Origin of the sequence: Saccharopolyspora gloriosae (assembly GCF_014203325.1) — a bacterium.
In the GTDB taxonomy this organism is placed as follows: Bacteria; Actinomycetota; Actinomycetes; order Mycobacteriales; family Pseudonocardiaceae; genus Saccharopolyspora_C; species Saccharopolyspora_C gloriosae.
Map to the genome: position 1 here is coordinate 4,914,714 of NZ_JACHIV010000001.1, position 19,811 is coordinate 4,934,524.

The 19,811-nt window shown below is 72.0% G+C and carries 14 protein-coding genes; 7 read left to right on the forward strand and 7 right to left on the reverse strand.

Translation table 11 applies throughout. From position 1 onward, the window contains the following. Positions 1–241: 241 nt before the first annotated feature. Together BJ969_RS21315 and eccCb are read left to right on the forward strand one after the other, a co-directional pair. Positions 242–607 carry a hypothetical protein gene (locus tag BJ969_RS21315; RefSeq protein ID WP_184481374.1) on the forward strand — a complete coding sequence of 122 codons (366 nt, stop codon included), beginning with the start codon at positions 242–244 and terminating at the stop codon, positions 605–607. Beyond that, entirely contained in the window at positions 604–4,776 is a 4,173-nt protein-coding gene (gene eccCb, locus BJ969_RS21320) for a type VII secretion protein EccCb (RefSeq protein ID WP_184481376.1), read from the forward strand. Before BJ969_RS21315 ends, eccCb begins: the two co-directional genes overlap by 4 nt. Before the next feature lie 34 nt (positions 4,777–4,810). On the opposite strand, the gene BJ969_RS21325 is transcribed toward eccCb, so the two are convergent. The 4 genes from BJ969_RS21325 to mraZ form a co-directional block, all read right to left on the reverse strand. Next, the gene (locus tag BJ969_RS21325; protein ID WP_184481378.1) at positions 4,811–6,661 is read right to left on the reverse strand and encodes a peptidoglycan D,D-transpeptidase FtsI family protein; all 1,851 of its coding nucleotides are present in this window, start codon (positions 6,659–6,661) and stop codon (positions 4,811–4,813) included. After that, a complete protein-coding gene (gene ftsL, locus BJ969_RS21330; protein ID WP_184481380.1) occupies positions 6,661–7,452 on the reverse strand; it encodes a cell division protein FtsL in 792 nt (263 codons plus the stop codon). Before ftsL ends, BJ969_RS21325 begins: the two co-directional genes overlap by 1 nt. Further along, positions 7,449–8,441: a 16S rRNA (cytosine(1402)-N(4))-methyltransferase RsmH gene (rsmH, locus tag BJ969_RS21335; RefSeq protein WP_184481381.1), complete on the reverse strand. Its 993-nt coding sequence runs from the start codon at positions 8,439–8,441 to the stop codon at positions 7,449–7,451. The genes ftsL and rsmH overlap by 4 nt, the downstream gene beginning before the upstream one ends. A 375-nt stretch (positions 8,442–8,816) precedes the next feature. Continuing rightward, complete coding sequence (gene mraZ / locus BJ969_RS21340) at positions 8,817–9,248, reverse strand: division/cell wall cluster transcriptional repressor MraZ (RefSeq protein WP_184481383.1); 432 nt, start codon at positions 9,246–9,248, stop codon at positions 8,817–8,819. A 526-nt stretch (positions 9,249–9,774) separates the two neighbouring features. Between mraZ and BJ969_RS21345 the strand changes: the two genes are divergently transcribed. The 3 genes from BJ969_RS21345 to BJ969_RS21355 are packed head-to-tail and all read left to right on the forward strand — an operon-like array spanning position 9,775 to position 14,346. Then, a complete protein-coding gene (locus BJ969_RS21345) occupies positions 9,775–10,839 on the forward strand; it encodes an AAA family ATPase (protein ID WP_343071525.1) in 1,065 nt (354 codons plus the stop codon). A gap of 4 nt (positions 10,840–10,843) precedes the next feature. After that, positions 10,844–12,103, forward strand: a complete 1,260-nt coding sequence (locus BJ969_RS21350) for a DUF58 domain-containing protein (RefSeq protein ID WP_184481385.1) — start codon at positions 10,844–10,846, stop codon at positions 12,101–12,103. Further along, positions 12,100–14,346, forward strand: a complete 2,247-nt coding sequence (locus BJ969_RS21355) for a transglutaminaseTgpA domain-containing protein (protein WP_184481387.1) — start codon at positions 12,100–12,102, stop codon at positions 14,344–14,346. Before BJ969_RS21350 ends, BJ969_RS21355 begins: the two co-directional genes overlap by 4 nt. A gap of 664 nt (positions 14,347–15,010) precedes the next feature. On the opposite strand, the gene BJ969_RS21360 is transcribed toward BJ969_RS21355, so the two are convergent. Both BJ969_RS21360 and BJ969_RS21365 read right to left on the reverse strand, forming a co-directional pair. Next, positions 15,011–15,427, reverse strand: coding sequence for a DUF3040 domain-containing protein (locus BJ969_RS21360; RefSeq protein WP_184481389.1), 417 nt, complete (start codon positions 15,425–15,427; stop codon positions 15,011–15,013). Between the two features lie 251 nt (positions 15,428–15,678). Next, positions 15,679–16,404 (reverse strand): class I SAM-dependent methyltransferase, encoded by a 726-nt coding sequence (locus BJ969_RS21365; RefSeq protein WP_184481390.1) that lies wholly within the window; start codon positions 16,402–16,404, stop codon positions 15,679–15,681. A gap of 103 nt (positions 16,405–16,507) precedes the next feature. Between BJ969_RS21365 and BJ969_RS21370 the strand changes: the two genes are divergently transcribed. Together BJ969_RS21370 and BJ969_RS21375 are read left to right on the forward strand one after the other, a co-directional pair. Beyond that, positions 16,508–17,395 (forward strand): AAA family ATPase, encoded by an 888-nt coding sequence (locus BJ969_RS21370; protein ID WP_184481392.1) that lies wholly within the window; start codon positions 16,508–16,510, stop codon positions 17,393–17,395. Beyond that, complete coding sequence (locus tag BJ969_RS21375) at positions 17,395–18,165, forward strand: DNA-formamidopyrimidine glycosylase family protein (RefSeq protein ID WP_184481394.1); 771 nt, start codon at positions 17,395–17,397, stop codon at positions 18,163–18,165. The genes BJ969_RS21370 and BJ969_RS21375 overlap by 1 nt, the downstream gene beginning before the upstream one ends. 240 nt (positions 18,166–18,405) lie before the next feature. Here the strand turns inward: BJ969_RS21375 and BJ969_RS21380 are convergent, their stop codons facing one another. Next, positions 18,406–19,683: a solute carrier family 23 protein gene (locus BJ969_RS21380; RefSeq protein WP_184481396.1), complete on the reverse strand. Its 1,278-nt coding sequence runs from the start codon at positions 19,681–19,683 to the stop codon at positions 18,406–18,408. Positions 19,684–19,811: the final 128 nt, after the last annotated feature.

Here is a 19,811-nt window from a genome sequence, read left to right on the forward strand (position 1 = left end):
CGTCGCCATCGGAATTCGACGATCACCTCGGGTCCAGCGGCCCGCGCATCCCGTCCTGAGCTCCGGGCGTGCACGGGCCGTGGCGCGAGCGGCCCGTGCACGTCGCGGCGCACCGATCCGGCCGGATCGCATCGCGCCGCGACGGTCGCACGTCCTCGATGAGCCCCGGAAAAGCTCCACTACCGGCGGTCGGTCTTTGATATACCGGGTGTGATCACTGCTCGCCGAGCCGGGGGATCGCATGCCTGAGATTCGCGTAGCGCTGGAAGCACCGGACATGGCTCCGGAGAGACTCGATCACGCCACCCACTTGATGCAGTTCAACTTGAAGAAGGTCGGCGGCCTGGCCGTGCACCGGGTGCGGGAGGCACCGCCGCCGGACAGCCTCGGCACCGGGGCGCTGATCGCGGAACTGCTGGTCGTCGGCTCGGTGGGCGTGGGCACGGCGAGCACCCTGTCCTCCGTGCTCACCAGCTGGCTCGAATTCCACAGCCACCGGGCGATCACCTTGCGGGCCGGGGACGTGCACCTGCGCGCGGACGCCGACACCGACGGCGAGGAGATCGAATCGGTGCTGCTGCGGATGACCGACGCGAGCGGCGCGTGAGCCGTGACGGCGCGAGGTACGCGCTGCTGGTCGCCACCTCGGAGTACTTCGACCCGCGGCTGCGCGGGCTGCACGCCTCGGAGGAGACCCAGGAGCTCAAGCAGCTGCTCGCCGACCACGACATCGGCCGGTTCGACGTGGTGCACGCCCTCATCAACGAGACGAAGGCGGCGATCGAGCGGGCCATCGAGGAGCTGTTCGCCAAGTGCGAGCCGGGCGACGTGGTGCTGCTCTACATCGCGGGCCACGGCATCAAGAACGACGACAACCAGCTGTTCTTCGCCGCGGGCAACACCGACTTGAACCTGCCCTACTCCACGGCGGTGCCCGCGCAGATCGTGCACCGCATGATCACCGAGTGCCAGGCCGGGTCGAAGGCGGTCGTGCTGGACTGCTGCTACAGCGGCGTGTTCAACGACGGTGCTGTTCCCCGCTCCGGCGACGCGGTGAACCTGGAGGAGCAGCTCGGCGGCGGGCTGTTCACCATGACCGCCAGCAACGAGATCGAGTACGCCTACGAGACCCCGCGGCCTCGGGAGGACCGGCCGCAGCCCGGGTCCACCTTCACCTCGGCGATCATCGAGGCGATGCGCACCGGTGCGCCCGACACCGACCACGACGGCAAGATGACCTTCAACGAGCTCTACAAGTTCGTGCACAAGCGGGTGACGGAGGAAGGCAGGCAGACCCCCACTCGCGGCGGGAACCAGCACGGCGACATGATCTTCTCGTGGGTCCGCGGCGCCCGCTACACCGTGGACCTGCGCCCGGTGCGGATCGGCGAGCTGCTCGCCGATCACCCCAAGGACGGCGACGCGACCTCGCCGGTGCCCATCGGCCGCACCCGGGCGTCGGACCGGCAGTCCGTGGAGCACGTCGAGCTGGACCTGTTCCGGCACAACACGCACGTGGCGGTGGTGGGCCGGATCCACTCCGGGAAATCGACGCTGCTGGAGACCTTGATCTACAGCCTCACCGCGATCAGCGGCGCCGACCAGGTGCAGTTCAAGTGCCTCGACGGCGACGGCAGGCTCGCCGGGCTGGCGCAGGTCTACTCGGCGGGGCACACCGCGGAAGCGGTGATCGAACTGCTCGGCGAGGTCAAAGAGCTGATCGCCCGGCGCCGCGAGCTGTTCGCGGCCGGCATCTCCACCATCGCGCGCTACCGCAGGCTCCGCCGGGAACGTCCCGACCTGTTGGAGGGGTCCGATCACGCCGAGACGTTCCTGATCATCGACGGGTGGGCGTGGTTCGCCGGCCACGTCCCGGACCTGGCCGACGCGGTCATCGAGATCGCCAGCGCGGGGCTGACCTTCGGCGTGCACGTCATCGTCACCGCACGCGGCTGGTCGGAGCTGCCCGACGAACTGGTGGACCTGATCTCCGGCCGGATCGAGCTGTCCTTGCCGGACCCGGCCGAGTCCAAGCTGGACCCGGAGCTCGCGAAGCTGCTGCCCACCGAGGGGTGGGCGCAGCACGAGGGACGCGCGTTCCAGATCGCCCAGCCGCACTTCGACGAGTCCCCCGACGACATCGCGGGGCTGGTGGCCGCGCTGTCCGGCACCGCCGAGCCGGAGGCCGCACCGCCGCCCGCGCCCTCGTCCAGCGGCGCGCTCGGTCTCTTCCCGCTGCTGGGCCGCCCCGACGTGACCGCGTTCGACCCGAGCGAGACCTGGCGCCCCCGGCTGATCGAGCAGCGCTACCAGGCCGTCATCGGCGCCTGGGACGACACCCCGATCACTCTCGACCTCAAGGACGCCGCCAAGGGCGGCATGGGGCCGCACGGGCTCTGCGTCGGCGACGCCGGATCCGGCAAGTCGGAGTTCCTGCGGACCTTGGTGCTGTCGCTGATGGCCACGCACTCCCCCGAAGAGGTCAACTTCGTGCTCGTCGACTGGGCGGGTGACGGGACCTTCGCGGACTTCCGGGACGCCCCGCACGTCTCGGGGATCATCCCCACCCTGCGCGAGGATCCGCGGCTGGTCGCTCGCATGGGGGAAGCCCTGTCCGGTGAGATCCAGCGCCGCCAGGCGCTGCTCGGCAAGGTGCGGGCGCGCAACGTCTGGGAGTACCGGACCGAACGCGTCGAGCAGGACCTGCCCGCGCTGCCGATGCTGCTGGTGGTGATCGACGAGTTCACCGAGCTGCTCCACGAACAGCCCGAGCTGGCCGACCTGTTCGCGATGATCGGCCGGATGGGCCGTTCGCTGCAGGTGCAGCTGCTGCTGTCCGGGCGCCGCGTCGAGGAGTCCGCGCTGCGCGGCCTGGACGGGCACCTGACGTACCGGATCGCGCTGCGGACGCTCAACGCCGCCGATTCCCGCGCCGCGATCGGCGAGGGCGACGCCGCGGAGCTCCCCGACACCGGTGGTCACGGCTACCTCCGGCACGCGGCCGGGGTGCACCGGTTCCGCGCCGCCTACGTCTCCGGTCCCGCGCACGGCGATCAGCGCACCGGGGCGGAGTCGCGCAGCGAGCTGCGGCTCGCGGTGCGCCGGATGCGCGGCACCGGCCCGACCGCGAAACCGATCTGGCTGCCCCCGCTGCGGGAACCCCCGACGCTGGAGAAGCTGCTGCCACCGCTCGCCGAACGGCGTCGCGGACCGCGGCTGCGCACGCCGGTCGGCGTCGTCGACATGCCGTACGAGCACAAGCAGGAGACGGTGCGGGTCGACCTGTCCGGGGGTTCCGGGCACGTGGCCGTCGTCGGGTCGCCCGGTTCCGGGAAGTCGGCCGCGGTGCGCACCTTGCTGCTGTCGCTGGCCCAGACCCACACCCCGGAGGAGGTGCAGTTCTACTGCATCGACCTGGGCGGCGGCCGCCTGCGCGCGGTGCGCGACCTGCCGCACGTCGGCGCCGTCTCCGGGCGCGACGCCCCGGACGTGCTGCGCCGCACCATCGCCGAGCTGCGTGTCCTGCTGGCCTGGCGGGAGGCCCGCTTCATCGACCGCGGCATCGACTCGATGGAGACCTACCGCGATCAGCGCCGCCGCGGCGAAGGGCTCGACGATGATTCTTACGGGGACGTCTTCCTGATCATCGACGGCTGGGCTGCGCTGCAGGACGAGTTCGACGGCGCGGACCGGGACGTGGTCAACCTCGCTTCCCAGGGCCTCGGTTTCGGGCTGCACGTGGTCGTCACCGCGGACCGGTGGTCGGAGTTCCGGCCCGCGCTCAAGGATCTGCTCGGCACCCGGCTGGAACTGCGCTTGGCGGAACCGGCCGAGTCCGAGATCGACCACGACGCCGCCGAGCGGGTGCCCGACGACGAACCGGGGCGCGGCCTGCACCCGCCGAAGCTGCACATGCTCACCGCGCGCGCCGAGGGCGCCGAGGGCGAGGCCGGGGTCGCGGAGATGGTCGACAAGCTCCGCGACGGCTGGCCCGGCGCCCGCGCGCCCAGGGTCCGCCTGCTCCCGCTGCACTTGCCCTACGAGCAGCTGCCCGTCCCGGAGCGGCAGTCCCGGCCGGGTCTCGTGCCGATCGGCGTGAACGAGGACGGCATGGAGCCGATCCACCTGGATTTCCGGGCGGAACCGCACTTCTACGCCTTCGGCGAGGCGGCGGCGGGCAAGACCTCGTTGCTGCGCACCGTGATCCGCGGCATCACGACCCGCTACACCCCGAAGCAGGCCATGATCGTGCTGATCGACGTGCGGCGCGGTCTGCTCGGCTTCCCGAAGAGCCCGTACCTGGTGGAGCACGCGGTCAGCACCGACCAGCTGCGGGCCGCGGTCCGGGACTTGGCGGCGACGGTGCGCGACCGGCTGCCCGGTCCGGGCGTCGTGCGCGAGCGGTCGCGCACGCACCCGTGGTGGACGGGACCGGAGCTGTTCGTCGTGGTCGACGACTACGAACTCGTCTCCGCTCCGGGCGACAACGCGCTGGCGCCGCTGTCCGAGTTCGTGGCGCAGGCCTCCGCGGTGGGCCTGCACCTGGTGCTGGCCCGCGATTCGGCCCGCGCGAACCGCGCGCTGCACGACCCGATCATCGGCAGGATGCGCGAGATCTCCACTCCGGGCCTGCTCATGAGCGCCGACGCCGCCGAGGGCAGGCTCATCGGCAACGTCACCGCGAGCACGCTTCCGCCCGGCCGCGGCACCCTGGTCAGCCGTTCCCTCCGCAGCGGACCTCAGCAGATCCAGATCGCCCACATCCGGCCGGAATGACTCCGCCCCGGATGGCCGGGTGCGATCCCGGCGGTCACTTCACCTGCAGCACCTGTCCGGGCGCCGGGTTCGGCGACAGCGGAATGCGGTAGCGCAAGGTCAGGTAGTCGGCGATGTCGTGGAACAGCGGTGCCGACGACTTCGATTCCGGCGTGCCGCTCTTCGGCGCGTCCAGCATCAGCCCCACCACGAACCGCGGGTTGTCGGCGGGGACGATCCCGGCGAACGTGATCCAGTAGGTGCTGTTGCTGTAGCACTTGCAGGTCGGGTCGATCTGCTGCGCGGTGCCGGTCTTGCCGGAGATCTGGTAGCCCTCCAGCGCCGCGTCCGCGCCGGTGCCCTGCTGCGGTTCCTCCTGGACGACGGCGCGCAGCATGTCCTTCACGGTGTGCGCGGTCTCCGGGTTGACCACCCGCACGCCTTCGGGTCGGGGGCGTTCCACGCGCTCGCCGTCCGGCCCGGTCTCGGCCGCGATCACCCGCGGTGGCACGCGCACGCCGTCGTTGGCGATGGCCTGGTACATGCTGGCCATCTGCAGGACGGTCATGGACAGGCCCTGCCCGATGGGCAGGTTCGCGAACGTGCTGCCGGACCAGTCCTTGCGCGGCGGCACGAAACCGGCGCTCTCCCCCGGCAGTCCGATGCCGGTGGTCTCGCCGAGCCCGAACTTGTGCACCAGGTCGTTGAACCGGTCTTCGCCGAGCCGCTGCGCCGTCATCAGGGTGCCGACGTTGGAGGACTTGCCGAGCACGCCGGTGAAGGTCAGCGGCACCGTGCCGTGCGACCACGCGTCGCGGACGGTCCGGTCGGCCACCTTGATGCTGCCCGGCACCTGCAGCACGGTCTCCGGGCGCAGCAGGCCGTCCTCGATCGCCCCGGCGGCGGTGATCACCTTGTTCACCGAGCCAGGTTCGAACGGGTTGGTCACCGCCGGGTTGCCCAGGCCGTCCGGTCCCCAGGACGGCGAGTTCGGGTCGAAGGACTTGTCGTTGGCCAGCGCGTACACCTCACCGGTGTGCGCGTCGAGCACCACCGCTCCCGCGCTGCGCGCTCCGGCTTTGCGGGCGTAGTCGGAGAGCTTGTTCTGCACCATGTACTGCAGGTCGGAGTCCAGCGTCAGCTCCACGTCGGAGCCGGGCACGGCCGGTTCCAGCTCCCGTTCGGTGCCGGGGATGACGAGGTCGCTGCCCATCGCGGTGTCCGAGACCTTCTTGCCGTCGGTGCCCGCGAGCAGCTTGTCCATCGAGCTCTCCAGCCCGAGGCGGCCTTCGATCTTGCGCGCGTCCTGGCTCCACCGCGCCCCGCCGAGCACGTTCGCCCCGTTCTCGCCCGCCGGGTATTCGCGGGTGGCCCGGTACTCCTCGCCGATCTGCGGGTACTTCTCGGTGATCGTGCGGGCGAGCGCGGGTTCGATCAGCGGGCCGATCGTGGTGTAGGTCGACTTCGAGAACAGCGCCGCGAGCACGTCCTGCTCGGCGACGCGGTTGCCGAGGGTCTTCGTGATGAACCGCGCGATCTCCCGCTTGTACTGGTCCGAGGTGGGTTCCGAGGGATCTTCGGCGTGCGCCTTGTCCTGCTCGTCGGCGAGCCGCGTCGGCGTCGCGTAGAGCTGGCGGGCCTCGCTGCTGAACGCGAGCACGTTGCCGCTGCGGTCGGTGAAGGAACCGCGTTCGGCGGGGATCGCGTCGTTGGTGAAGCGCTGCTGAGCCGCCGCGGCGGCCAGGTCCTGCGCGTCGAAACCCTGCACCATGATCAATTTGGTGCCGGTGAGCACCAGTGCCACGACCAGTAACAACCGGCCGATGCGCAACCGCCTGGCGCTCCCGGCCACGTCGGTGCGCGCGGTCCGCCTCCCCCCGGCGGTCCGCGTCCCCCTGCGCACCATCAGTCCCCCTCCACCGCCGGAATCAGCGCGGCCTGTCGCTGCGGCGCCGGATCTTGCGCTCCGGGCGTCGGGTTCTGCTCGACCGGTTTCGGCGGTGTCGCCGGCCCGGTCGCGGCCTGCGGCTCACCGATCACGTGGACCGAGCCGTCGGGGTGCGTCACCAGGTGCGCGGGCGGTCCGGGCGGCGCCACCATGCCGAGCTCCGTCGCCTTGCGCTCCAGCGCGGGCGTGGAGTCGAGGTTGCTGACCTCGCGCAGCAGCTGCTCGCGGTGCTCGTTGAGCGCGGTGACCTCTTGTTCCGCCTGCTGCAGGCGGTACGAGCCGCCGACGGCGGCGATCGACAGCGACAGCGTCGCCACCAGCCCGACGCCGAGCAGGCCCATCACGGCGACCACCAGCGGGGCTCGCGACGTGGCGACCTTCGCCTGCAGCTGCCGGGCTCGCGGGCGCACCGCGGCCAGCCGCCACTGGCGGGGCTGGCGCTGCTCGGCCGCCTGGCGCTGGCGTCGCGGCCTGCGCTCCACGGTCTCCCTGGCGGAGCGGTCCCGCCGTTCCTCGCGGCGCGCGTAGGCGCGCTCGGCCGTCGCGGACCGGGTCCGCGCCTTCGAGGTCTGGGACTTCTTCTGCGGCTGCGCCTTCTTCGCCGGCTGGGTCTTGGTGGCCTGGTTCTTCGCCGCCCGGGTCGTCGTCGTCTTCGACTTCGTCGCGGAGTTCGACCGCTTGGCCGGGTCCTTCTTCTCCGCGGTGCCGGTGCGCGCTGCGGGCTTCTTGGCGCGTGCGGGTGCCGTCATGCCGCCTCCTTGATCCGTTCGGCGGCGCGCAGCCGCACCGAGGCGGCCCGCGGGTTGTCCGCCGTTTCCCGTTCACCGGCGAGTTCGGCGCCGCGGGTGAGCAGCCTCAGTTCGGGACCGTGGCCCGGCAGTTCCACCGGGAGGTCGACCGGGGTGCGTGACTTCGCGCGTTCGGCCAGTTCGCGCTTGACGATGCGGTCCTCCAGCGAGTGGTACGACAGCACCACGATCCGCCCGCCGGTCGCGAGCGAGTCCAGCGCCGCGGGCATCGCCCTGCCCAGCACGTCGAGCTCGGCGTTGACCTCGATCCGCAGTGCTTGGAAGGTGCGCTTCGCGGGATGCCCGCCGGTGCGGCGGCTGGCCGCGGGCACCGTGTCGTAGAGCATCCGCACCAGGCGGTCGCTGTGGTCGAAGGGCTCCTTGGCGCGTTCCCGCACGATCGCGTTCGCGATCTTCGAGGCGAACCGCTCCTCCCCGTACTGGCGCAGGATCCGCGCCAGCTCGCCGGGCGAGTAGGTGTTGAGCACCTCGGCCGCGGTGCGCTCGGCACCGGGGTCCATCCGCATGTCCAGCGGCGCGTCCTGCGAGTAGGCGAAACCGCGATCGGCCTCGTCCAGCTGCAACGACGACACCCCGAGGTCGAACAGCGCACCGTCCACAGTGGGCAGTTCGAGGTCGGCGAGCACGTCGGCCCACTCGTCGTAGATCGCGTGCACCAGGTGCAGCCGGTCCCGGAAGGGGGCGAGCCGCTGCCCCGCGAGCCGCAGGGCCTCCGGGTCCCGGTCCAGCCCGACGAGCGTCAGCTGCGGGTGCGCCCGCAACAGCGCTTCCGCGTGGCCGCCCATGCCGAGCGTGGCGTCCACCACGACCGCCGGGCCGCCGCTGAGCGCGGGCGCCAGCAGTTCCAGCGTCCGATCCAGCGCCACCGGAACGTGCCGGTCCTGGGCAGAACCCCGCTCGGCGTCTCCTGGCGAGTCCTCCTGCGCCACGGCGGTTCCTCCCTCCCGCAAACCGGTCACTGCTGCCGTGCTCCTCTGTGTTCTCGTGTCGTTGTCGGTTCGTCCGGGTCCGCTGGACCCGATCGCCACCACCTGCCGCGACTCCACCGCGATGGGCGAACCCACCACCGCGCGAGTCCACGGAGGACGAACGCCGTCCCGGCCGTCCGCGACCCGGGCGCCGCCGCCCGGACGGGCCCGTCGCCGCGGCCCGCGCACGTCCGGAGTTCCGCACCCGGCTCGCCGAACCGCGCGAGATCCACCGCTCCTGGTGACCTCAGGTCCCAGTCCGCTCGGGGTGTTCTGGTGCCGGGGAAGGTGCACCAGGACACGTGAGCGGACCGAGGCCTCACGCCACCGGGACCGCTAGAAGACTCCGGGCAGGACCTCCTCCCGGGCCTGCGCGTAGCTCTCCTCGTGCTCGTCGAGGTAGCTCTGCCAGCTCTCGGCGTTCCAGATCTCCAGCCGGTTGATCGCGCCGATCACCACGCAGTCCTTCTCCAGGCCCGCGTAGCGGCGCAGTTCGGCGGTGATCGGGATCCGGCCCTGTCCGTCCGGCCGCTGCTCGTCGGTGCCCGCGAACAGGTACCGCTGGTAGGCGCGGACGGATTCGTTGGTCAGCGGAGCCTCGGCGACCTTGCGGGCCATCTGCTCGAACTCGGCGCGCGGGAAGACGTAGAGGCAGTGGTCCTGTCCTTTGGTGACCATCAGCCCCCCTGCCAGTGCGTCCCGGAACTTCGCCGGCAGCGTCAGACGACCTTTGTCGTCGAGCTTGGGGTTGTGGGTACCGAGGAACATCCCGGTCCACCTCCCCCCTCGGGCCTGCGGCCCGACGACTCCACCTCGACGGGAGACCGGCGATGCCGACCACCCCGCACTCCCCGGAGCCGGGCGGGACCCCCGTCTGCCCCACCGAGCGCCACAGTACCCCACTTCACTCCACCGTCAACCTGGAACGCCGTCCGACGCGCCACGGCGTGTCGGACGTTTGCCCAGCTAGGGGGCCTCTGAAGGAAAGCCCGCGGAGGTGGGGGACGGGTGGGGGCCGCCGGCCGGAAACGACCTCCCGGCGGCCGCCGATCATGCCGGGGAGCACTCCGGGCCGCCTTCGGGCGCCGCCGCGGGTCCGCGGTGGGGGAAGGTGGGGAACGCCCCAGGACACCGGCACCGGTACGGCGGCCGCCTGCGGTTTGGCACACTGCAAAGGCACCTGAGCGCGCGATCGCCGACCACACGACCGCCGATCGCCGGTCGACGGGCGCCGGCAGCGACGTCAACGCGGACGCGGCGTGCCGCTGCGCTCGGAGGAACACCTGGAGGTTGCGTGACGCCCAACATGCCCACGTCCGGCACTGCGTTCGCCGGTGGCGGGCACGCCGACGCCGTGACCCGCGGCAACGGCGGGCACGTGCGGGAGACCGAGCCCGCGACGATCGCCACGCTGCACGGCACCGTGCAGCGGATCGCGGCCAACGTCGAGCAGGTCCTCGTCGGCAAGCCCGAGGTGGTGCGGATCGCACTGGTCACCCTGCTCGCGGAAGGCCACCTCCTGGTGGAGGACGTGCCGGGCGTGGGCAAGACCTCGCTCGCGAAGGCTCTCGCCCGCTCCATCGACTGCACCGTGAACCGGATCCAGTTCACCCCGGACCTGCTGCCCAGCGACATCACCGGTGTCTCGCTCTACAACCGGCAGGCCGAGAGCTTCGAGTTCCGGCCCGGCCCGGTGTTCGCGAACATCGTCGTCGGCGACGAGATCAACCGCGCGTCCCCGAAGACCCAGTCCGCCCTGCTGGAGTGCATGGAGGAGGACCAGGTCACGGTCGACGGCGAGACCTACGCGCTGGACGCGCCGTTCATGGTGATCGCCACCCAGAACCCGATCGAGATGGAAGGCACCTACGCGCTGCCCGAGGCGCAGCGCGACCGGTTCACCGCGCGGGTGTCCATCGGCTATCCCGATCCGCAGGCGGAACTGGCGATGGTCGACGAGCACACCGGCCGCGAACCGATGGAGCAGCTGCGCCCCGTCGCCGACGCCGACCAGATCCGCGCGCTGCTGCGCGCGGTGCGCGGGGTGCACGTGAGCACCGAGCTGCGCCGCTACGTGATCGACCTGGTCACCGCCACCCGCACCTTGCCGGAGCTGCGGCTCGGCGCCTCCCCCCGGTCCACGTTGCAGCTGGTGCGCGCGGCCCGCGCGCAGGCCGCGCTGTCCGGGCGGGACTACGTGATCCCGGACGACGTGCAGAACGTCGCGGTACCGGTCCTGGCGCACCGGCTGGTGCTGACCAGCGAGGCGCGGGCGACTCGTCGTTCCGCGTCCGACCTGGTGGGGTCGCTGCTGCGCCGGGTCGAGGTGCCGCGCGGCGACACCGGGCCCCGGCGGTAGGCCCGTGCTGTCCGGCCTGACCGTCCGGGGCCGCTGCCTGCTCGCCGCGGGCGTGGCCGCGGCGGTGTGCTCGCTCGTGCTCGACGAACGGGACCTCCTGCGGATCGCGGCGTTCGTGGTGGTGCTGCCGCTGCTGGCGCTGCTGCTGGCGAGCCGGGCGCGGCACGGGGTGCGCGTCCGGCGGGAGGTGCTGCCGGGGCGGGTCCCGGTCGGCGGGAACGTCGCGGTGCGCCTGCACGTCACGGGCTCCGGCGGGGTGCCGGTCGGCGGGCTGCTGCTGGAGGACGGCGTGCCGCACGCGCTCGGCGGTCGGCCGCGGTTCCGGCTGGACCACGTGCGCCGGTCGGGCGCGGTGCTGGAGTACCCGGCGAGCCCGGGGCTGCGCGGAATCCACCAGATCGGCCCGTTGCGCACCCGGATCGGCGATCCGTTCGGCCTCACCGAGTTCGAGCACGAACTGGCCGGCCGCAGCCGTCTGGTGGCGGTGCCGAAGGTGGTGCCGCTGGGCGGGTTGCCCGCCGGTTCAGGTCTCGGCACCGGGGAGGACGGGTCGACGCGGCTGCGGGCCGGGCACGGCGACGACGACACGATGGTCCGCGAGTACCGGCACGGCGACGACATCCGGCGCGTGCACTGGAAGAGCACCGCGAAGCGGGACGAGCTGATGGTGCGCGTCGAGGAACGGCCGTGGCACGGCGGCGTGACGGTGCTGCTCGACCGGCGGTCCGCCGCGCACCGCGGGACGGGCGCGGCGGCGAGCTTGGAGTGGGCGGTCTCGGCCGCCGCCAGCATCTGCGCGCACCTGCACGCGAACGGCCAGCAGGTCCGGCTGGTCACGGAGGACGCCGCGACGCTCAGCGGCGGCCCCGGCCCGTTCGACGGCGGCCAGGACGATTCGGCGATGCTGGACGCGCTGGCGGCGGTGCGCCCGTCGGCGCAGCGCGACCTGGTGTGCCCGCAGGATCCGGGCAGCGGTCAGGAACTGATCGCGGTGCTGGGCGCCACGACCACCGCCGGTGTGCAGGAGCTGACCCGGCTGCGCCCGGAGCGGGCGCGCAGCCTCGCGCTGCTGCTGGACGTGCGCACGTGGGCCGGTGATCCGTCCGATGGTTCGTTCGCGCCGCAGCGCACCGCGGAGCGGTTGCGCGCTTCCGGCTGGACCGTGGTCGTCGTCGACGGGCCGCGGTCGTCGCTGGCGGGCGCGTGGGGCAGGTTGTGCCAGGCGGCGCCGGTCGGCACCGCCGGTTCGGGGGCGATGTCGTGAGCACTCGGGTTCGTCCGGCGAGCACGACGGCGGTGTCGACGCTGGCCGCCGTGGTGGCGACGCTGACCGCGTCGACCGCGTTCACCGGCATCCTCGGCGACGGCCGCTGGATCGTCCCGGCGGTGCTGGCGGTCGTCGTGGTCGGCGGCACCGGTCTGCTGGGGCGCACGTTGCGCTGGTGGACGCCGCTGATCGTGCCCGCGCAGGCGGCCGTGCTGGCGATGCTGCTGTCGGCGCTGTTCACCGGGCAGGCGCTGCTGGGGTTCCTGCCGGGTTCGGGTGCGCTCGGCGAGCTGTCCGGGTTGCTCGGTCAGGCGATGACGGTGGCGCGGGAGGGCGTTCCGCCCGTTCCGGTGGAGCTCCCGCTGCAGGTGCTGATCTGCCTCGGACTGGGCGTGGTGGCGCTGCTAGTCGACGTGATCGCGGTGAGCGCGGGCGTGCCCGCCGTCGCGGGGCTGGTGCTGCTGTGCGTGGTGGCGATCCCCGCGTCGCTGGCGCCGAACATGCTGCCGTGGTGGACGTTCGTGGCAGGCGCCGCGGGTTTCGCGTTGCTGCTGGCGTGCTCCGGCAGGCATCGCCACGGCAGCGGCGGCCGGGAGGAACTGGGCCGCCGGGGCGTGGCGCTGGCCGCCGCGGCCGGGGTGGTCTCCCTGCTCACGGGTGTCGTGTTCACCGGGGTGGGCACCGAGGGCCGGTTGCCGGGTGGCGCCGCCACGGGTTACGGGTCGGGCACCGGCGGCATCGGGTTGCGGCCGTTCACGTCGCTGCGCGGCCAGCTCGACCGGGACAGCCCGGTCGACCTGTTCCGGGTGAGGGGGTTGCCGGAGCCCACGTACCTGCGGGCGATGACGTTGCAGCACTTCGACCCGGGCCGCGGGTGGGAGCTCGGCACGCTCAACGCCGGGGTGGACGCCCGCGAGCCGCTGCCGCTGCCGACGGGCACGAACACGCTGGCGCAGGGCCCGACGGCCACGGTGAACATCGATCCGGTCGGCTACCGCGATCCGTGGCTGCCGATCTTCGGCCTGCCGCGGTCCGTGGACGGGATGGGTGATCAGTGGCGCTACGACCCGGGCAGCGGTGTCGTGTTCACCCAGACCCGCCAGGAGAGCAGGCCGTACGTGGAGACGGTCACGTTGCCGTCCCCCACTCCGCAGCAGCTGCGCGAGGCGAACGGCCCGGTGGACGTGGCCCCGGAGTACTTGAACACCGATGGTGTGTCGCCGCGCATCGCGGAGCTGTCCCAGCGGCTCACAGCGGACGCGCCGACCGACTTCGACAAGGCCGTGGCGCTGCAGCGGTTCTTCACGGACCGTTCGAACGGGTTCCGGTACGACCTGAGCACGGGCCCGTCGACGAGCGGGAACGCCTTGGAGGACTTCCTGTTCCGCGGCAAGCGGGGCTTCTGCGAGCAGTTCGCCTCGTCGATGGGCGTGCTGCTGCGCTCGGCGGGAGTGCCCGCTCGGGTCGCGGTCGGGTTCACCTCCGGCTACCGCGACGGGGACGAGCGCGTGATCAGCACGAACGACGCGCACGCCTGGGTGGAGGCGTACTTCCCGCAGTACGGCTGGGTCACGTTCGACCCGACTCCGCTGGCCGATGGCCGCACGGCGCTGCCCGAGTACTTGAACCCGCCCGCCCCCGCTCCCGCTCCGACGCCGGATTCGGGCGAGCAGCAGCAGCCGACGGAGTCCACCGCTCCCCAGCCGGAGGCCCCCGTCCCCGGTGACGCCGAGCAGGCCCCGGCTCCTGAGGCGCCGCGGCCTGGTTCCGGTGGTGCGTGGGTCGCGACGGGTCTCGTCCTGCTGGCGGCGCTGCTGCTGGGCATGGCGCCCGCGGTGCTGCGCGAGATCAGGCGCAGGCGGCGGCTGACCGCGATCCGCGCGGACGCGCCCGGCGCCGCGGGCTCGGCTTGGCGAGAGCTGCTGGACGAGTTCACCGACCGAGGCGGCGCCCCCGCTGACACCTCCGCGACGGTGCGCTCCACGGCGGCGACCATCATCACCACCCACGACCTGGACGAGGACGCCGCCCGAGCGGTCCACGACCTGGTCACGGCGGTGGAACGAGAGTGGTACGCCCCCACCGGCCACACCACGACCACGATGGCACCACCCCCCGCCGACACCCTCGCCCGAGCCCTCAGCGCCCTCCAGCACCGGTCTCCCCTGACCTGGCGCCAACGCCTCCTCCCCCGCTCAGTGCTCCCCCACCGCCCCGACCAGCAAGACACAACCCCCTGACACCACCCGGAGCACACAACCGCCCAGCTGAGCGACCGAAGTCGGCTCACCGGGAAGAAAACCCCAGGCCAAGAGCCCGCGCAGCAACCGGCGAAGCCCACCAGCAAGGCCGCCCAGCACCAGAAGGCGGCACCTCGACCGGCAAAGCCACACAGCAGGCAAGCAAAGCCCCACCGAAGGCAACACCCAGCGGCAAAGCCGCGCCTGCCTAGCAGCCGAAGGCCGTGCCTAGCGGCGAAGCCGCGCCTTGAGCGGGCGAAGCCACGCCTGTCTTGCGGCGAAGCCGTGCCTGTATTCGCGCAGCGAATAGCCCACGTCGAAAAGCCGCCCACCGGCGGGTTCTCAGTCGCTTCCTCGCGAGGACAGCTTTTTCCCTCGTGGCGGAGCCACTCGGGAAAAAGATCCCGCAGCGAGGAAGCGACTGAGGTTCCGCCACCCGGACACCAAAGCAAAACGAGCCGTGGAAGCAATCCCTAAAGCCGACCTTCCACCGCACCACAGCAACCACACGCCCAAACCGGGGAAGGCTCTCAAACCCGACCCCACACGCCAAGCCGAACCCGACACCCCAACCCCACGCCAAGCCGAACAAGACTCCAAAGCCCAACAAACCCGGCGACCGAGGGTCACCGGGTTGATGGTGCAAGTGGGCTGTCGTCCGGGGTTACTGCTCGAACCGCTTCCGGAAGCGTTCTTCCATCCGCTGGGCGAACGACCCGCGTTCCCGCGGTTCGGGCTTCTTCCGGTCACCGCCGGAGGAGCCTGCGTTCGCTTCCCCTTCGGATTCCGCTTCTTGGCTGCCACCGCGCATCGCGGACAGCACTAGCACGGCGCCGCCGAACATCACGAGGAAGCCGAACACGCTCACCACGGGGATGTCGGCCGGTTTGAACGGCAGCACCACGCCGAGCACCAGCAGGATCAAACCGAGCGCGAACACGGCGATGCCTTGCAGGCGGCGGCGCCGCGACGGACGGTGCAACCGTCCACCGCGCACGGTGGAGACGAACTTCGGATCCTCGGCGTAGAGCGCGCGCTCGATCTGGTCGAGCAGTCGCTGCTCGTGCTCGGAGAGCGGCATGGCTCCTCCTCCGGCACAGGTAACTCGTGGCGCCGGAGACTCGGAGGCACGCCTCCGAGTGGGAACCCGGCGAACGCTTGGGGGCGTCACCGTCGAGGATACGGTTCCCGCGACGCCACGACTACCCGCAGGGGTCAGGTGACGGATGCAAGGTTGCCGACATCATCCCCTCGGATCAACCGAACGGCCCAACACCTGGGATTCGACCCGGGTCGCCGTCCCGGTTCGCCTCGTCGTCCGGGCCGTTGCGGTCACCCTGGGAGACGTCCGATGGCGTGCAGCCGGGTCGCGATGTCCCGCAGCGGCGGGGTGGCGGCGACCGCGCGTTCGAGTTCGGCGAGCGTGTCGGCGCCTTGCCCTTCGTGGACCGATCCGGGCACCAGGTCGCTGAACACGCCTTGGCCTTGCACGAGGTCCACGACGAGTCCCGCTTCCCGCATGCGCAGCGCGAGTTCGTCTCCGTCGAACCGGCGCAGCACGGTGTCCCCGTCGCCGTCGTGCCTGCCGTCGGGGTCCCGGAACACGTGCAGCGCGTCGGCGGGCCGCCCGGCGAGCGCTCGGGCCAGCACCGCCGCGTAGCGGTTGGACACGAGCACGGACACGGCGCCGCCGGGGGCGGTGGCGGTGACCAGCGAGGCGAGGGAGGCGGCCACGTCGTCGACGTATTCGAGCAGGCCGTGGCCGAGGACCAGGTCGGCGCCGCCGGGCGGCGCGAACGCGTGCAGCGCTTCGGTGTCGCCTTGCAGCGCGGTGATCAGCTGCGCCACTCCGGCGTCGGCGGCGCGGCGTTGCAGGGTGGCCAGCGCGTTCGGGCTGGGGTCGACGACGGTGACCTCGCAGCCCGCGGAGGCCAGCGGTACGGCCCAGACTCCGCTGCCGCCGCCGACGTCCAGGACGCGGGGCGGGCGTCCGTCCCGGCGCGCACGGGCCTCGGTGATCTCTTCTTCCAGCACCCGGTGGACGGCGTCGGATCTCATGGGCAGCAGCGTAATGGCGGGTCAGGCACGGCGACGCACCGGCGGGGCGGGACGCCGGGGCGCAGCAGCACACGAGATCGGGCCTGTTCCGTAGGCTACGGGCGTGCAAACGGTGGCAGTGCTCAGCCTCAAGGGCGGTGTCGGGAAGACGACCGTGGTGCTCGGGCTCGCTTCGGCGGCCATGCGCCGCGGCGCGCGGACCTTGGTGGTCGATCTTGATCCGCAGTGCAACGCGACGGCCGCGCTGGAACCGGACGAGACCCGCCTCGGTCTCAGCGATGTCCTCGCCGACCCGCGGGCGGAGGTGGTGCGTTCGGCGGTCGCTCCCAGCGGGTGGGGCGAGGAGGTCGACGTCCTGGTCGGTTCGGAGGACGCCGAGCTCTACAACGGCGGCCCGGACGACGGCAAGGGCGGCTTGGCGAAGCTCACCGAGGCCTTGTCCGCGCTGGATTCGCTGATCGCCGAGGGTGAGCTGCCGTACCAGCTGGTGCTGCTGGACTGCCCGCCGTCGCTGGGCAGGTTGACCCGGTCGGCGTTGATCGCCGCTGACCGCGCGCTGCTGGTCACCGAGCCGACGATCTTCGCGGTGTCCGGGGTGCAGCGCGCGTTCGAGGCGGTGCAGGCGGAGCGCGCGGCGAACAATCCGCGGCTGCAACCGCTGGGCGTGGTGGTCAACCGGGTGCGACCGCGGTCGCACGAGCACCAGTTCCGCATCGAGGAGTTGCGGGAGATCTTCGGCCCGCTGGTGATGCCGGTGGCGTTGCCGGATCGGCTCGCGGTGCAGCAGGCGCAGGGCGCGTGCCTGCCGATCCACCAGTGGGGCACGCCGGGCGCCCGCGAGGTGGCGTTGGGCTTCAACCTGCTGCTGGCCCGGACGTTGCGCGCGGGCCGGCGCAGGCCGGGCACCGAGCCGGCGCTGGACGATTCGTTCGACGACGATCCCGGCGATCACGACCCGGAGCTCGACGACGGGTCGCTGCCGGGGGCCTGATGCCCGAGGGGGACACGGTGTTCCTGAGCTGCCATCGCCTGCACCGGGCGTTGGCGGGCGAAGTGGTGGTGCGCGGCGAGTTCCGCCATCCGCGGCTGGCGGAGGTGGACGTGACCGGCCGGACGGTGCGCGAGGTGCGCCCGGTGGGCAAGCACCTGCTGGTGCGCTTCGAGGGCGGCTGGACGTTGCACAGCCACTTGCGCATGGAGGGTGCTTGGCACTTGTACCCGCCGGGGGCCCGGTGGCGTCGTCCGGCGCACCAGGTCCGCGCGGTGCTCACGGTGGCGCGGTGCAGCGCAGTGGGGTTCGAGCTGCACGAGCTGCGCTGGATCCGCACGGCGGACGAGGGCGAGCTCGTCGGGCACTTGGGGCCGGATCTGCTGGCCGAGGGGTGGGATGCGGCGTCGCACGCCGAGGCGGTGCGCCGCCTCACGGCGGATCCGGCCCGCGAGGTCGGTGCGGCGCTGCTGGACCAGGCGGTGCTGGCGGGCTTGGGCAACATCTACCGCACCGAGGTGTGCTTCTTGCTGCGGCGAGCGCCGTCGACGCCGGTGGCCGAGATCGACGCGGACCGGGCGGTGCTGCTGAGCCGTCGCCTGCTGCTGCGCAACGCTTGGCACCCGGAGCAGTCCACGACCGGCGATCCGCGCCGCGACGCCCGCCACTGGGTGTACGGCCGCCGCCACTGCCTGCGCTGCGGCGGCCCGGTCACCCGAGACGCACCCCCCGGCGACCGGATCACCTACCACTGCCCCCACTGCCAACCGTGAGTTCCGGACCGGCCAGCGCGCCCAGTCACGACCAGCCGGGTTCGTCCTCGTCCTGTCAGCGGCGAAGCCGCTGAGCAGCGACCAGCTTGAGCAAGCCGAACACCCGCGGGTTCTCAGTCGTCTTCTCGCGAGGACGGCTTTTTCCCTCGTGGCGGAGCCACTCGGGAAAAAGATCCCGCAGCGAGAGAACGCTGAAGTTCCGCCACCCGACCACCCGAGCAGGACGAGACCGGAGCCCCCTCACACCTCACGGTGGGTGGAGATGGTGTCTGCTAGGCCGCGTAGCACGGGATACACGAGCACGATGCCGATGGAGCCCCACACGAGTCCGGTCAGGCGCAGCGCTCCCAGCGACAACGTCAGGTCGCCGACTCCGGCGACGAGGGCGGTGCCGAGCACGGTGAGGTTGACGGGGTCGGCGAAGTCCACGCCCGCTTCGCTCCAGATCCGCACGCCGACGAGCGCGAGCACGCCGACGACGACGAACAGCGCTCCGCCGAACACGCCCAGCGGCATGGTGCTGATCAACGCGCTCAGCTTGGGGCAGAACGCGAGGAGCACGGCGCCGACGGCGGCGATCATGCACGCCGCGGTCGAGTAGACCCGTGCCGCGGCCATCACGCCCACGTTCGGGGCGTTGCTGCTGAGCGCCGAGCCGCCACCGGCGCCGGCCAGGGCGGTGGCGAGGCCGCCGCCGATGAGCGCGTCGCCGACTTGGCCGTCCAGGTTCCGCCCGCTCATCGCGGCCACGGCTTTGACGTTGCCGACGAGTTCGGCGAGCACGACCAGCACCATGGGCGCCACGAACGGCACCGCGGACAGGTGCAGCTGCGGGCTGACGAGTTCGGGCAGCCCGAACCAGGGCGCGCGGGCGACGGCGTCGAGCCGGGCCGGGTCGACCTGCCCGAGCAGGGCGGCGCTGATCCAGCCGCCGAGCACGCCCAGCAGCACGGCGAGCCGCCGCGACATCCCGCGGCTGAGCACGGTCGCGAGCACCACGATCACCAGGGTGATGGCGGCGGGCACGGGCTGGACGCCGAACGAGGACACGGCTTGCGGCGCGAGGCTCAAGCCGATCATCAGCACGATGCCCCCGGTGACGACCGGGGGCATCGCCGTTTCCAGCAGGCGCACGCCGAGCGCTTTGACCGCCACCCCGAAGGTGCACACGACCAGGCCGACCATCATGATCGCGCCGAGCAGCGCGCCTTGGCCGGCGCCGCCGTGGTCGACGGCGGCGCCCATCGGCACCACGAACGCCACGGAGGCGCCCAGGTAGGCGGGGACCCGGTTGCGGGTGATGAGCAGGAAGAGCAGCGTGCCGAGGCCGGACAGCAGCAGTGTCGTGGAGGCGGGGAATCCGGTCAGCAGCGGCACGAGCATGGTGGTGCCGAACATGGCGATCAGGTGTTGCAAGCCGAAGCCGACGGTCAGCGGCCAGCTGAGCCGTTCGCCGGACCCCACGACCGCTTCGTCCACCAGCTGACGACCGTCGCCGTGCACGGTCCACAACGCCACAGTGCCCTCCCCGACTTTCCCCTCCCCGGGGAAACGTTGCCACGTAACGTAGCGACAGTGGGAAGATTACTATTCGGCATCACATAATCAACCCGTCATGGGCTCATTCGAGTGAAAAATGGGTCACG